We start from the raw sequence: 13,945 nt of genomic DNA, 5'->3' as shown, positions 1-13,945 counted from the left end.
GCGCGCCGGCCGTCCGGGACCTCGGCCCGTCTCACGGGACCAACCTTCACCCGACCAGTTCGTGCCGCGGCTCCGCCGAGGGCTCCGGCCGGCGTGCCGACGCGGTCTTCCCGGTCCATCGTCTTTCGTTGCGGACGTAGCCGTAGCCGACCGAGGCCATCATCAGCAGGAGGAGCGGTCCGAACGCCCACGGGTGGCGGGCCATTTCCAGCGGCAGATAGCGGTAGGCCAGCAGCAGCGCGACGAACACGGTCGCGCCGTAGCCGACCAGCGCCATCCCCGGCCGGTCCCAGCCGCGGTCGACCGTGCGCAGCCCCGCCTCGATGGTGAGCGTGAAGACGACACCGGCGATGAGGTCGACGCCGTAGTGGTACCCGAATCCCAGCGTCGCGGTGAGCGTGGCGATCAGCCAGAAGGTGCCCGCGTGACGCAGGAAGCGCGGGCCGCCGCGGGAGTGGATGAAGATCGCCGTGGCCCACGCCGTGTGCAGACTGGGCATGCAGTTGCGCGGGGTGAGGTCGTCGTACGGCATCGAGTGCGGGATCCCGACCGGCGGCACGACGTCGGGCCACAGATGGGCGAGCGCCCACTGCCCGCCGCCGGTGCCGAACGCGCCGGAGCCGTAGGCGAAGACCGGTCCGACGACCGGGAAGATCATGTAGATGCCCGGCCCGAGCAGGCCGATCACCAGGAACGTACGCACCAGGTGGTGGCGCGGGAAGCGGCGCTCGGCGGCCACATGGCGCAGCTGGTAGAGCGCGACGGCGACCGCGGCCACCGCGAGCTGGATGTAGACCCAGTCGAGCAGATGGGTGCCGACCGGACCGGTGGCCCGGACCATCCGGCCCACCAGCCACGACGGGTTGCCCAGCGCGTGGTCGGCGGTCGCCAGGTACGGATCGAGCACCGTGGGGCGGGTCTTGGACGTGATCAGCAACCAGGCGTCCCCGGTCTTGCGGCCGGTCACCAGCAGCAGGCCCAGCCCGACGCCCTTCAGCAGCAGCGCCCGTTCACGGCCGGTGCGGCGGGTGACGGCGATGACCGCGCAGCCCAGCAGCACCCACAGCGCGCCGTTGCCGAACATCATCTTCGCGTCGAGGGCCCACCGCACCAGAAAGAAGACGACGTCGATCCCGATCGCGACGCCGGCCGCGATGAACCGTTGCCGCCAGGTGAGCACCACCATCGTCAACGCCATGCTGGCGTACAGCAGCGGCCCCGATTTGGGGGCGAACATCACCTCTCGCGCCTGGTTGGTGATCGGACCCGGCAGTCCGTAGCCACGCGAGGCGATCTCCAGCGCGAGCATGAATCCGACGGCCGCGACACTCGCCACGGCCCACAGAATCACCCTCGGCCGGCGCCACTCGACGGACGACAGCGCGCTTCTTGTTCGCGGGACCACCCGCGAGTCCTTGGATATCAATTATCCGGCCGTCGTCTCGTTCGCCGGACCGGGTCTCTTCTCGGTGTGCAGCATCACTTTCCGGTGGGTGATGGGGGGCGGGTGGACCGGTTCCCGTCGGACGGGACCGCGCACGCGATCCGGGACCACGGGCACGGGACCGTGGATCCGGGATCCGGGATCACGGGCACGATCAAGGATCACGCACCCGGGTTCCGGGATCGCGGGCGGGATCCCGGCGACCACGAGCGGGATCTCGGATCGCGAGCGGGATCACCCCTGGGAAGACCGCCGGCCGCCCCCTGAGGTTGCTCGCGGCAGGGCACGCGGGCACGGCGTCCACCGTGCGACGCGGTACGGGTCCACAGCCCGTCCACTGATCCACCCCCACTCCCCCGGCCCGCCCTCGCGTTCCCCACCAGCATCGGGGACAGCCGGGAGAAGGCATAGGGCGCGCTGCGCACTCGGGCGGACCGGCCCCGAGACCGGCCGAGGGGCGTACCGGCCGGACCGCCCGCCTCGCACCCGCTCAGCACGCCTGATTTCCCACGTCAATTGGGGTCTCCCCTCGGGTCGGGGCACGCGAGAGGGGCCTGGGGCACGAGGGTTGCCCTGTTGGCCAGAACGTCACCGAATCGCCTTCTCCCCGTAACACATGGACTGACCCGTCCATGCCAATCTCTCGTTTGCCCACACAGTCAACCCGCGTAGAACGAGACTCCCCGAAGCAACTCCTCGTGCTGCGCGGCCCTCTGGGAAGGGACACCCCTCATGCCCGCTGCGCGGATACGCAGTTGGAAGTCGGTCGCGCTCGCGACGTCGGCCGTGCTCGTCGGTATCGTCCTCCCGGCGGCCACCGCCAGCCCCGCCTCGGCGACGACGACCGCCTACGACAGCACGTACTACAAGAACGCGATCGGCAAGACCGGCACGGCCCTGAAGTCCTCCCTGCACACGATCATCAGCCCCCAGACGAAGCTGTCGTACTCGGCCGTCTGGGAGGCCCTGAAGGTCACCGACCAGGACCCGAACAACAGCAGCAACGTCAAGCTGCTCTACTCGGGCATCTCGCGCAGCAAGTCGCTCAACGGCGGCAACACCGGCAACTGGAACCGTGAGCACGTGTGGGCCCAGTCGCACGGCGACTTCGGCACCTCCGCCGGCCCCGGCACCGACCTGCACCACCTGCGCGCCGAGGACGTCCAGGTCAACGCCCGGCGCGGCAACCTCGACTTCGACAACGGCGGCAGCAGCTTCACCAACAGCGGCGGCAGCCTCGTCGACTCGAACTCCTTCGAGCCGCGCGACGCGGTCAAGGGCGACGTGGCCCGCATGATCCTCTACATGGCCGTCCGCTACGAGGGCGACGACAGCTGGCCCAACCTGGAGCCCAACGACCTCGTCACCAACGGCGGCACCCGCTTCCACGGCCGCCTCTCCGTCCTGAAGACCTGGAACGACGAGGACCCGCCGGACGCCTGGGAAGAGCGCCGCAACGACGTCATCCACAACACCTACCAGGGCAACCGGAACCCGTTCATCGACCACCCGGAGTGGGTCGAGGCGATCTGGTAACCGCCCGCCGAGCGCGGTGAACCCCCGGCCCCGTACCACCCCCACGTACGGGCCGGGGGTTCACCGTTTCCCCGGCCGCGGCCCGCCCGCCCTGAGAGGGACCACTCAGTTACCGACCCATGACATTCGCACGTACAACCGATGAAGGCCCCGTCGAGTCGGACTACACGGACGCGGCTCCTCCGCCACGCCGGACCACACCGACCCGAAAGGCACGTGCATGTCACGAGCACGAGCACGACACAGCATCCGCGCGGCACGGCTGAGCGCCTCCATGGCGGCGGTGGCGCTGCTGGCCGGCGGCCTGACGGCCCTGTCGCTCGGCCCGGCCTCGGCGGCACCCGCGAAGGTGGGCGTGGCGGACGACTTCAACGGCGACGGATACGCCGACCTGGTCGTCGGCGCCCCGAACGCCAAGGTGTCCGGCAAGACCAGGGCGGGGTACGTGACCGTTCTGTACGGCTCGAAGAGCGGGGCGTCGGCGGCGAAGAAGAAGCTGATCAGCCGCTCGACGAGCGGTGTGCCGGGTGCCGCCACCGCGAACCAGCGTTTCGGCTCGACGTTCACCAAGGGCGACCTGGACCGGGACGGTTACGGTGACCTGGTGATCTCGGGCGGCACGGCGGGCTCGGTGATCGTCTGGGGGTCGGCCTCCGGCCTGACCGGCGGTACGAGCATCGCCACGTACGGGGCGGCCCCGCAGGCGGGCGACTTCGACGGCGACGGCAAGACCGACCTCGCCCTCTTCTCCGTCCAGGACATCAGCGGCGACGACCCCGAGGGCGCCCCGGCGGCCCTGTGGAAGGGACCGATCTCCCGCGCGGCCAAGCCCAAGGCCGTCCTCCCCCTTCTCGACAAGTCCCTGTGGTGGGGCTGGTACGAGGAGGACGCCTCCTGCGCGACCGGCCACGGCTGCGAGAACGGCCCGTCCTCCATCACCGGCCCGGTCGTCTCCGGCCAGGTCGGGGACGTCAACGGCGACGGCCGGGACGACCTGGTCCAGTGGCACTACACGGGTGACGGCACCTACGGCAACCGTCTGCTCCTGGGCGGCGCCTCGGGCTTCAAGCGCGGCTTCGCGCCCGGGGACGACGTGAGCCGCGCCCCGGCCGGCACCGGCCTGGGCGACGTGAACGGCGACGGTTACGACGACATCGTCGTGGGCGCCGACGGCTGGACCGACCAGGTCCGCGTGGCCTACGGCTCCGCCACCGGCACCTCCGAGTCCACCGTCCAGACCTTCGACCAGAACCTGCCCGGCTTCCCCGGCGCGCAGGAGGACGGCGACCTCGTCGGCTCGGCGGTCTCGGTCGCGGACGTCACCGGTGACGGTTACGCCGACCTCGCCCTCGGCATCGCGTACGAGGACGTCGGCGACATCACCAACACCGGCGCGGTCGCCCTGGTCCCCGGCAGCGCCGCCGGCATCACCGGCACCGGGACGACGGTCTTCCACCAGAACACCGCCGGGGTGCCCGGCGCCGCCGAGGCGGAGGACAAGTTCGGCACCACCACGGCCCTGGTGGACCTCAACGGCAACGGCCACCCCGACCTCGCCGTCGGCGCCCCCGCCGAGAACAGCGACAACGGGGCCGTCTGGATCCTCCCCGGCACCGCGACGGGCCTGACCACCACGGCGGCGCTCTCGTTCGGTCCCGGCGACGTCTCGGCCCCGGCGACGGACGCGATGTTCGGCGCGTTCCTGCGCTGACCGCTGACCGGTTCCCCGGCTCCTCGGTTACCCGGTCCGGCGTGACGGCCGCGCGCGGTCACGCCGGACGGGTGGGCACCGGCGCCTGGGCCCGGACCTGATGCCGGTGTTGATGCCCGCCCGGTGTCGGTGCCGGTGCTGATCCCCGTGGCGGTACCGGTGTTGGTGCCGGTACCGGTGTTGGTGCCGGTCAGGCCGTGTGCCGCAGGATCTCCTCGGCCAGGCGGCCGTCCAGGGTTACGGGCAGGGTGTGCCCCAGCCCCTCGACCATGACCAGCCGGGCGCCGGGTATCGCGGCGGCGGTGGCCTCCCCGTGGGCCGGCGGGAACATCGGGTCCTCCGTACCGTGCAGCACCAGCGTCGGCGCGGTGACGGAGGCGAGGGCCGCCGTGTCGTCCCCACCGGCCGACCCGGCGAGGGTGTGGTGGAACCCGGCGGCCAGATCGCGCGCCCGCTCGTACACCCGCCGCTCCATGCGCCGGTACTCCTCCTCGTCGAACGGCAGCACCGAGCCGTGCAGCACCCGCCACAGCGGGAGCCGCGCGGCGAGGTACCGGTCCGGTCCCGCCTCCGGGTCGGGCAGCGTGGTGGCGAGCACGGCCAGCAACTCTGCGCTGGGCGCGGGCAGTTCACCCGGCTCCGGGGGCTGCCCCGCCAAGACCCGCCCCACCGCGGCCGCCGTGTCCGTGCCCAGCGGCTGGGACGACAGACTCGTCAGGGTCAGCACCCGCTCCGGATCCGTGACGGCGATCCGCTGGGCGATGATCCCGCCCAGGGAGGCCCCCACGAGATGCGCCTTCTCCACGCCGAACGCGTCCAGCACGGCCAGCGCGTCCGAGGCCATGTCGGCGACGGTGTACGGCCGCAGGGCGAAGTCGACGACGGAGGACCGCCCGGTGTCGCGGTGGTCGTACCGGATCACCCGCCGCCCTCCGTCCACGAGCCGCCGCACGATCCCGTCGTTCCACTGGACCCCCTGCGCCTGCGCGCCCATCACCAGCAGCACGGCCGGATGCCCGAGCGCGCCGAACTCCTCCGCCCACAACTCGATGCCGTCCACGTGGACGATCCGCTCGCGGCCGATCAGGTCTTCGCTCATGACTCTATTTTCCTGCATGGTCGTTCAAGATAATGGCCGAACGAAGATCCCGCACGAGGTTTTCCGAGGTGGACGCGTCGCCGCCGCACCCGGCACCCTGATCGCATGGCCGGAGTCAAGGGACAGGTACAGCAGCGGGGCGTGGAACGCCGTCGCGCGATGGTGGACGCGGCGATCACGCTCTTCTCCCAGCAGGGCGTACGCGGGACCGGCGTCGCCGCGATCGCGGAGCGGGCCGGTGTGACCCCCTCCGCCCTCATCCACCACTTCGGCAGCAAGGACGGCCTGGTCCGGGCGGTCCTGGAGGAGGCCGACCGCCGCGCCCTCGCCCGCCTGTCGGCCACCCCGGCCTCGGAGCCCACCCTCGACGAGGCCTTCGACTGGTTCGTGCGGGACGCCGAACACACGGCGGCGGCCGAACGCGAACTGACCGCCCTGCACACCACCCTGACGGCCGAGAACCTGGAACCGGGCTCCCCTCTCCACACCTGGTTCCGCGACCGGGGCCGGGCCCTGCGCGCCCACCTCACGGCCCTCTTCACCCGAGCCGCGGCCGACGGCACGGCCCGCCCGGACCTGAACCCGGCCCTCCTGGCGACCGAGGTGGCCGCCTTCCTCGAAGGCGCCCACCTGCTCTGGCTCCTCGACCCCGCCGAGACCGACCTCCCGGCCGTCCACCGCGGCTACTTCGAGGCGTTGACCGCCCGCCTGCGCCCCTGATCCGGCCCGCGTCAGACGTGCGTCGGCGCGAACATCCGCAGCACCGCCGGCAGGACGACCACCGAAGGACCCGACGCCGCAAGGGACTTGGCCAGGTCGGTCGCGAGGGTCTCGGGGGTCGTCCGTACGCCTGGTACGCCGAAGGACTCCGCCAGGGCCACGAAGTCCGGGCGGGACAGCTCCGTGCCGGTCGTCTCGCCGAACGCGTCGGTCATGTACTCGCGCAGGATGCCGTAGCCGCCGTCGTCGACGATCAGCCAGGTGACGTCCAGGTCGTACTGCCGGGCGGTGGCCAGTTCGGCGATCGAGTAGAGCGCGCCGCCGTCGCCCGAGACGGCCAGCACCGGGTGCGTCGGGTCGGCCGCCGCCGCGCCGAGGGCGGCCGGGAAGGCGTAGCCGAGGCCGCCCGAACCCTGGGCGGAGTGCATGGTGTTGGGGCCCTTGGGGTCGAACGCGGACCAGGCCCAGTAGGACAGGATCGTCATGTCCCAGAAAGAGGGCGCCCGGGGCGGCAGGGCCCGGCGGACGGACGCCAGCAGGTCCTGTTCCAGGGTGAGTTCCTGAGCGTCGATCCGGGCCTGGACCCGGTCGAGGACGTCTCGCACGCGGTCCGGCGCGGACGGGTCCTCGCGGGGCTCCTCGATCGTCTCCAGCAGGGCCGTCAGCGCCAGGCGCGCGTCCGCGTGGATGCCGAGCGCCGGGTGGTTGGACTCCAGCTTCCCGAGGTCCGCCTCGATCTGGATCACCCGGCCGCGCGGCTGGAACGTGTGGTAGTTGGAGGAGAGTTCACCGAGGCCCGACCCGACCACCAGGAGCACGTCCGCGTCCTCCAGGAAGTCCGTGGTGTGCCGGTCCTCCATCCAGGACCGCAGCGACAGCGGATGCGTCCACGGGAACGCGCCCTTCCCCCCGTACGTCGTCACGACCGGCGCCGACAGCCGCTCCGCCAGCTGCCGCAGCTTGCCCGAGGCGTCGGCCCGGACGACCCCGCCGCCCGCGACGATCGCCGGGCGGGCGGCGGTGGACAGCAGGTGGGCGGCCAGGGCGGTCAGTTCGGGGCGTGGGGGCAGTTCCTCGGGGAAGGCGTCGCCGCCCGTCACCACCGGGACCGAGGTCCGGGCCATGAGGACGTCCTGCGGGATCTCCACCCACACCGGGCCGTGCGGGGCGGTCAGCGCGGACTGCCAGGCGGCCGCGATCGCGGAGGGGATCTGGGACTGCGTACGGACCGTGTGGACGGACTTCACCACACCCCTGAACGAGGCGGCCTGGTCGGTGAGTTCGTGGAGGTAGCCGTGGCGGCCGCCGCCCAGGCCGGCCCTGGGGATCTGGCTGCTGATCGCCAGCACGGGCGCCGAGGCCGCCGCCGCCTCCTGGAGCGCGGCCAGGGACGTCAGCGCGCCCGGTCCCGTCGACAGCAGCAGCGGGGCCGCCTCGCCGGTGATCCGTCCGTACGCGTCCGCCGCGAACCCGGCGTTGTTCTCCACACGCAGGCCGATGTACCGCAGGCCGGAGCGGCGCAGCGCGTCGAACACGGGCAGCGCGTGCTGGCCGGGGAGTCCGAAGACCGTCGTCGCGCCGAGCCCGGCGAGGGTCTCCACGACCAGGTCTCCGCCGTTGCGGCCGGGGGGAGGGTTCAGCGCGGCCTCCGTCTGGGCGGCGGTCGGGCGGAGCACGAGGTCGTGGTCGTGGGTCACTGCGCTGCCTTCTCGTTGTCGCGGATCACCGGCCCGCGGTGTCCTTACGGGCCTCGGCGATCTGGCGGGACATGATCGTGGTGAGTTCGTAGGCCGTGTGCGAGGCGGCCACCGCGGTGATCTCGGCGTGATCGTACGCGGGCGCCACCTCGACGACGTCGGCGGAGACCAGGTTGCAGGAGGCGAGGCCCCGCAGGATCTCCAGGAGCTCCCGCGAGGTCATGCCGCCGGCCTCCGGCGTGCCGGTGCCCGGCGCGTGGGCCGGGTCGAGGCAGTCGATGTCGATGGAGATGTAGAGCGGTCGGTCGCCGATGCGCTGCCGCAGCTGGTCGGCGACCTCGTCGGATCCGCGCCGCATCACGTCCGCCGAGGTGACGATCCCGAAGCCCATCTTCGCGTCGTCGGTGAGGTCCTGCTTGCCGTACAGCGGGCCGCGCGTGCCCACGTGCGAGAGGGCCTCGGTGTCGAGGATGCCCTCCTCCACCGCCCGCCGGAACGGGGTGCCGTGCGTGTACGCGGCGCCGAAGTAGGTGTCCCAGGTGTCGAGGTGCGCGTCGAAGTGGAGCAGCGCCACCGGGCCGTGCTTCTTGGCGACCGACCGCAGCAGCGGGAGCGCGATGGTGTGGTCGCCGCCGAGGGTCATCAGGCGGGCCCCCGTCCCGAGGAGCTCGTCGGCGGCCGCCTCGACCGTCTCCACCGCCTCGTCGATGTTGAACGGGTTGGCGGCGATGTCTCCGGCGTCCGCGACCTGGGCGAGCGCGAAGGGGGAGGCGTCCTGGGCCGGGTTGTAGGGGCGCAGCAGCCGGGACGCCTCGCGGATCGCGTTGCCGCCGAAGCGGGCGCCCGGCCGGTAGGAGACACCCGAGTCGAACGGCACGCCCACGACCGCCACGTCCGCGCGGCCCACCTCGTCCAGCCGGGGGAGCCGGGCGTAGGTCGCGGGCCCGGCGTAGCGCGGGATGCGCGAGGAGTCGACGGGGCCGCGGGGCGTCTCGTTGCCGCTCATGGTGTTCTGCCTTCCTTCTGCGGGTGACGGGCACCGACCCTAGGTCGCCACCGGGCACCTGCGAAGTGTACTTTTCCTCCATTGGAGCGGGTCGGAATGGAGGAAACGCACATGGTGTCGGACCCGGCGGTCCCCGACCCGGCGGTATCCCCCGCCCCCTCCGCCCCTCCCACCCCGCCCGTGCCCCTCGCGGCGCTGCTGGCCCACGGCGGTCTGGGCCTGCGGCAGATCGCCGGCCCGGTGGACGCGGACACGGCGGTCCACTGGGCGCACACCTCGGAGATGTCGGACCCGTACCCGTATCTGCTCGGCGGCGAGCTGCTGCTGACGGCCGGCGTCCACATCCCGGAGGCGGCCGGTGCGGGCGGCTACTTCGACACGTACGTCTCCCGCATCGTCACGGCAGGCGGCGCGGCCCTCGGCTTCGGCGTCGCCCCGGTGCACGACAGCGTCCCGGGCGCCCTGGTCGCCGCCTGCGACGCCCACGGCCTGCCCCTGATCGAGGTGCCGCCCGGCACCACCTTCTCCGGCGTCGCCCGCGCGGTCTGGCAGCTCATGGTCCGGGCCCGCCACGCCGAACTCCGCCGTGTGTCGCAGGCACAGCAGGGCCTGGCCGCCGCCGCGTCCCGCCCGGACCCGGTCCGCGCGGTCCTACGCCAGCTCGCGCAGCGCGTGAACGGCCAAGCGGTCCTGTACGGCCCGGAGGGGACGGAACTGGCGTCGGCGGGACGGGGCCCGACACCGGCCGCGCTGGCCGACCTGACGGCGGTGGTACAGCCGGGCACTCCCCGGGCCACCGGCCGGCCTTCCAGGGGCGCGAGGAACCCCGCGACCGGCCCCGGCGAACCCGCCCCCGCCGACGCACCGAAAAGCCCCACGCCCTCCTCGCCCGCCCCCACCCCCACCTCCGCGACCGACACGGTCGACGGCACCCACCTCACCGCCTACGCCCTCTCCTCCTCGGGCCAGGGCTTCGCCCTCGGCGTGGCCACCCCCCACCGCACCCCCGGCGACCACACCATCGTCTCCGTCGCCGCCGTCCTCCTCTCGCTCCTCACCGGCGAACGCCAGAGCGGCACCGGCTCGGCCCGCGCGTCGGCGCTGGTGCGGCTCCTGCTCGGCGCCGAGCCGCGGGAGGTCGCTCCCCTCCTGGGCACGGGCACCCTCTGGCACGTCGTCCACGCCCGGCCCGCCGGGGGCGGCGACCGGCCGGAGGCCCTCTCCGCCGCCGCGCTCGGCACCGCCCTGGGCTCCGCGCTGGTCGACGCGCACGGCGACGTCGTCCGCGTCCTCGTCCCCGCCGACCGCGAGGTCACCGAGCAGCCCGGCTGGACGTGCGGCGTGAGCGCGCCCGCCGAGCCGCACGCCTGGCCCACCGCCGACGCGCAGGCCGCCCGCGCGCTGGCCCGGGCCGGGGCGACCCGGGCGGCGCTCGTGCGGCACGGCGCCCGTACCGCGCTGGGCGACCTGGTTGCGGAGGCGGACGCGACCGCGCACGCCCGGGCCCTGCTGGCCCCGCTCACCGCCGCGTCCGGCGCCGCCGCCCTCACCGAGACACTGCGCACCTGGCTCTCCCTGCACGGGAGTTGGGACCGTACGGCGGTCGCGCTGGCCGTGCACCGCAACACGGTCCGCCAACGGATCGGCCGGTGCGCGTCGTTGCTGGGCGCGGACCTCGACGACCCGGACGTACGGATGGAGTTGTGGTTCGCGCTGCGGCGGGAGTGACCGGTGGCCGGAGTCCGTCCGTCCGCCGGAGCGTGACGCAGGTCGCAGCGGCGGGGACGCCCGCGACTCCCGCGGCCGTCTGCCTCACAATGGACCCATGCCGATATCCGGGACCCCCAACCGCGCCGAGCTGGTCGAGCACCTCGTACGGACGCGTATCGCGGGCGACGTCGCCACGCCGCGCGAGAACAACCTCTCCCACTACCGCGAACTGGCCAACGGCAACCGCCACTACTGGCTGGGGCTGGAGCTGGGGGACCGCTGGACCGACGAGCAGGACGTGCTGGCCGTGATGGCGGAGCGCGTCGGCGTCAACGACGACCCGGGGTACCGCTACGGCCAGGACACCATCGACCCGGACCTGACGGTCGACGCGCTGGAGCGCATGGCGGCCCGGCTGCGCAAGGCGGCGGAGGGCGGGCAGCGCGTCCTGTTCGCCACCGGCCACCCGGGCGGCCTGCTGCAGGTGCACAACGAGACCGCGCGGGCGCTGCGCGCGGCCGGCTGCGAGATCGTCGTCATCCCGGACGGTCTGCAGACGGAGGAGGGGTACGTCATGCAGTTCGCGGACGTGGCCGTCCTCGAACACGGCGCCACGCTGTGGCACACCCACTCCCCCGAGCCGATGCGGGCCATCCTGCGGGGTCTGGAGGGCGCCGGCCGCCCGCTGCCCGACCTGGTGGTCGCCGACCACGGCTGGGCGGGCTGTGCGGGCCAGCTCGGCGTCGACTCCGTCGGTTACGCGGACTCCAACGACCCCGCCCTGTTCCTCGGCGAGTCCGAGGGCACCCTCCAGGCCGTGGTCCCGCTCGACGACCACGTGGTCAGCCCGCGCCACTACGACCCGATGTCGGCGTACCTGCTCCAGCAGGCGGGGCTCAGCGAGGCGTAGCCCCCGGCGTCCCGGGCCGTTCCTTCGGTACGCGGACGACGCCCTCCTGGATCACGGAGATCGCGAGGCGTCCGTCCTGCGTGTAGATCCGACCCTGGCCGAGGCCCCGGCCCGCCGACGCCGACGGTGACTCCTGGTCGTACAGGAGCCACTCGTCGGCGCGGAACGGCCGGTGGAACCACATGGCGTGGTCGAGCGAGGCCCCGACGACGTCGCCGACGGCCCAGCCGCCGCGCCCGTGCGCGAGCAGGATGGAGTCGAGGAGCGTCATGTCGGAGACGTAGGTGGCGAGGACGACGTGCAGGAGCGGGTCGTCGTCGAGCTTGCCGTTGGCGCGGAACCAGACCTGGGAACGCGGTTCACGGGGCTCGCCGTAGCGGCCGTAGGGCGGGTCGTCGACGTAGCGCAGGTCGACGGCGGCCCGGGCCTCCAGCATCTTCTCCACGACGGCCGGGTCGAGGCCGTACGCCGGCAGCCGCTGCTCGGCGGTGGGCAGGGACTCCGGGTCGGGCGCGGCCGGCATCGGCGCCTGGTGGTCGAGGCCGTCCTCGTAGCGCTGGAAGGACGCGGAGAGGGCGAAGATCGGCTGGCCGTGCTGGACGGCGACGACGCGGCGCGCGGTGAAGGAGCGGCCGTCGTTCATGCGCTCCACGGTGTAGACGATGGGCGCGCCGGCGTCGCCGATGCGCAGGAAGTACGCGTGGAGGGAGTGCGGGAGCCGGTCGGCGGGGACCGTCCGTCCGGCGGCGACGAGCGCCTGGGCCGCGACCTGCCCGCCGAAGACCCTCGGGACGATGGCGGGCCGGGACCGGCCGCGGAAGATGTTCTCCTCGATCTGCTCCAGGTCGAGCAGATCGAGGAGAGACTGCAGTGGTACCTGACTCATGGGGTCAGTTGTACAGAGCCGGGTTTTCCGGGGCCTTACAGACCCATGTCCTTGGCGATGATCGACTTCATGATCTCGCTGGTGCCGCCGTAGATGCGGTTCACGCGGTTGTCCGCGTACAGGCGGGCGATCGGGTACTCGTTCATGAAGCCGTAGCCGCCGTGCAGCTGGAGGCAGCGGTCGATGACGCGGTGGGCGACCTCGGTGCAGAACAGCTTGGCGCTGGCGGCCTCGGCGGGCGTCAGCTCGCCGGCGTCGAGGGCCTCCGTGGCGCGGTCGGCGACGGCCTCGGCCGCGTCCACCTCGGCCTGGCAGGCGGCCAGCTCGAACTTGGTGTTCTGGAAGTGCGCGACGGGCTTGCCGAAGACGGTGCGCTCCTGCACGTACTGCTTGGCGAACCGGACGGCGGCCTTGGCCTGCGCGTAGGCGCCGTAGGCGATGCCCCAGCGCTCGGAGGCGAGGTTGTGGCCGAGGTAGTAGAAGCCCTTGTTCTCCTCGCCGAGGAGGTTCTCGACGGGCACCTTGACGTCGACGAACGCCAGCTCGGCGGTGTCGGAGGTCTTCAGGCCGAGCTTGTCCAGCTTGCGGCCGATCGAGTAGCCCTCGGACTTGGTGTCCACGACCAGGAGGGATATGCCGTGCCGGCGGTCCTCGGCGCTGGGCGCGTCGGTCCGGGCGCAGACGATCATCTGGTCGGCGTGGACGCCGCCGGTGATGAAGGTCTTGGAGCCGTTGAGGACGTAGTGCGTGCCGTCCTCGCTCAGCTTGGCGGTGGTCTTCATGCCCGCGAGGTCGGAGCCGGTGCCCGGCTCGGTCATCGCGATCGCCCACATCTCCTCGCCGGAGACGAACTTGGGCAGGTAGCGCTTCTTCTGCTCGTCGGTGGCGAGCAGCTTGACGTAGGGCAGGCCGAGCAGGACGTGCACGCCGGAGCCGCCGAAGGTGATGCCGGCGCGGGCGGTCTCCTCGTAGAGGATGGCCTCGAACTTGTACGAGTCGATGCCGGCGCCGCCGTACTCCTCGTCCACGCGGATGCCGAAGACGCCCAGGTCGGCGAGCTTGTAGTAGAAGTCGCGCGGCGCCTGGCCGGCGGCCAGCCATTCGTCGTACTCGGGCACGACCTCGGCCTCGATGAAGGCACGCAGGGTCTCCCGGAACGCCTCGTGATCCTCGTTGAACACCGTACGACGCACCGCCGCCACCTCCACCTGAGTACCTTCGGATGT

At 72.6% G+C, this 13,945-nt stretch carries 11 protein-coding genes; 5 read left to right on the top strand and 6 right to left on the bottom strand.

Going from position 1 to position 13,945, the window contains the following annotated elements; all coding sequences use genetic code 11:
- Window positions 1-46: 46 nt before the first annotated feature.
- Window positions 47-1,336: a phosphatase PAP2 family protein gene (locus ACFU5F_RS37210; RefSeq protein WP_383897402.1), complete on the bottom strand. Its 1,290-nt coding sequence runs from the start codon at window positions 1,334-1,336 to the stop codon at window positions 47-49.
- An 840-nt stretch (window positions 1,337-2,176) separates the two neighbouring features.
- On the opposite strand from ACFU5F_RS37210, the gene ACFU5F_RS37205 reads away from it, so the two are divergent.
- Window positions 2,177-2,980 carry an endonuclease I family protein gene (locus ACFU5F_RS37205; protein ID WP_383897399.1) on the top strand — a complete coding sequence of 268 codons (804 nt, stop codon included), beginning with the start codon at window positions 2,177-2,179 and terminating at the stop codon, window positions 2,978-2,980.
- A 220-nt stretch (window positions 2,981-3,200) separates the two neighbouring features.
- Entirely contained in the window at window positions 3,201-4,691 is a 1,491-nt protein-coding gene (locus tag ACFU5F_RS37200; protein ID WP_383897397.1) for an FG-GAP-like repeat-containing protein, read from the top strand.
- Window positions 4,692-4,881: 190 nt separating this feature from the next.
- Here the strand turns inward: ACFU5F_RS37200 and ACFU5F_RS37195 are convergent, their stop codons facing one another.
- A complete protein-coding gene (locus ACFU5F_RS37195) occupies window positions 4,882-5,790 on the bottom strand; it encodes an alpha/beta fold hydrolase (RefSeq protein WP_383897394.1) in 909 nt (302 codons plus the stop codon).
- A gap of 105 nt (window positions 5,791-5,895) precedes the next feature.
- Between ACFU5F_RS37195 and ACFU5F_RS37190 the strand changes: the two genes are divergently transcribed.
- A complete protein-coding gene (locus tag ACFU5F_RS37190) occupies window positions 5,896-6,510 on the top strand; it encodes a TetR/AcrR family transcriptional regulator (protein ID WP_383897391.1) in 615 nt (204 codons plus the stop codon).
- 11 nt (window positions 6,511-6,521) lie between these two features.
- Here ACFU5F_RS37190 and ACFU5F_RS37185 read toward each other — a convergent pair whose 3' ends face one another.
- Both ACFU5F_RS37185 and speB read right to left on the bottom strand, forming a co-directional pair.
- Window positions 6,522-8,207 (bottom strand): thiamine pyrophosphate-binding protein, encoded by a 1,686-nt coding sequence (locus tag ACFU5F_RS37185; protein ID WP_383897388.1) that lies wholly within the window; start codon window positions 8,205-8,207, stop codon window positions 6,522-6,524.
- Between the two features lie 25 nt (window positions 8,208-8,232).
- Window positions 8,233-9,213 carry an agmatinase gene (gene speB / locus ACFU5F_RS37180; protein WP_383897385.1) on the bottom strand — a complete coding sequence of 327 codons (981 nt, stop codon included), beginning with the start codon at window positions 9,211-9,213 and terminating at the stop codon, window positions 8,233-8,235.
- Between the two features lie 111 nt (window positions 9,214-9,324).
- Here speB and ACFU5F_RS37175 point away from each other — a divergent pair, with 111 nt between their 5' ends.
- Both ACFU5F_RS37175 and ACFU5F_RS37170 read left to right on the top strand, forming a co-directional pair.
- Window positions 9,325-10,941 (top strand): PucR family transcriptional regulator, encoded by a 1,617-nt coding sequence (locus tag ACFU5F_RS37175; protein ID WP_383897382.1) that lies wholly within the window; start codon window positions 9,325-9,327, stop codon window positions 10,939-10,941.
- Window positions 10,942-11,038: 97 nt separating this feature from the next.
- Window positions 11,039-11,833 (top strand): phosphatase, encoded by a 795-nt coding sequence (locus ACFU5F_RS37170; protein WP_383897379.1) that lies wholly within the window; start codon window positions 11,039-11,041, stop codon window positions 11,831-11,833.
- Here ACFU5F_RS37170 and ACFU5F_RS37165 read toward each other — a convergent pair.
- On the bottom strand, window positions 11,820-12,719 hold the full coding sequence (locus ACFU5F_RS37165) for an acyl-CoA thioesterase (protein ID WP_383897377.1): 900 nt from the start codon (window positions 12,717-12,719) through the stop codon (window positions 11,820-11,822). The genes ACFU5F_RS37170 and ACFU5F_RS37165 overlap by 14 nt on opposite strands.
- A 35-nt stretch (window positions 12,720-12,754) precedes the next feature.
- Window positions 12,755-13,912 carry an acyl-CoA dehydrogenase family protein gene (locus ACFU5F_RS37160; protein ID WP_383897375.1) on the bottom strand — a complete coding sequence of 386 codons (1,158 nt, stop codon included), beginning with the start codon at window positions 13,910-13,912 and terminating at the stop codon, window positions 12,755-12,757.
- Between the last annotated feature and the right edge of the window lie 33 nt (window positions 13,913-13,945).

It is taken from the genome of Streptomyces sp. NPDC057438 (genome assembly GCF_042802995.1).
Taxonomy (GTDB): Bacteria; Actinomycetota; Actinomycetes; order Streptomycetales; family Streptomycetaceae; genus Streptomyces.
This window is presented reverse-complemented; position numbering and strand designations above follow the sequence as displayed.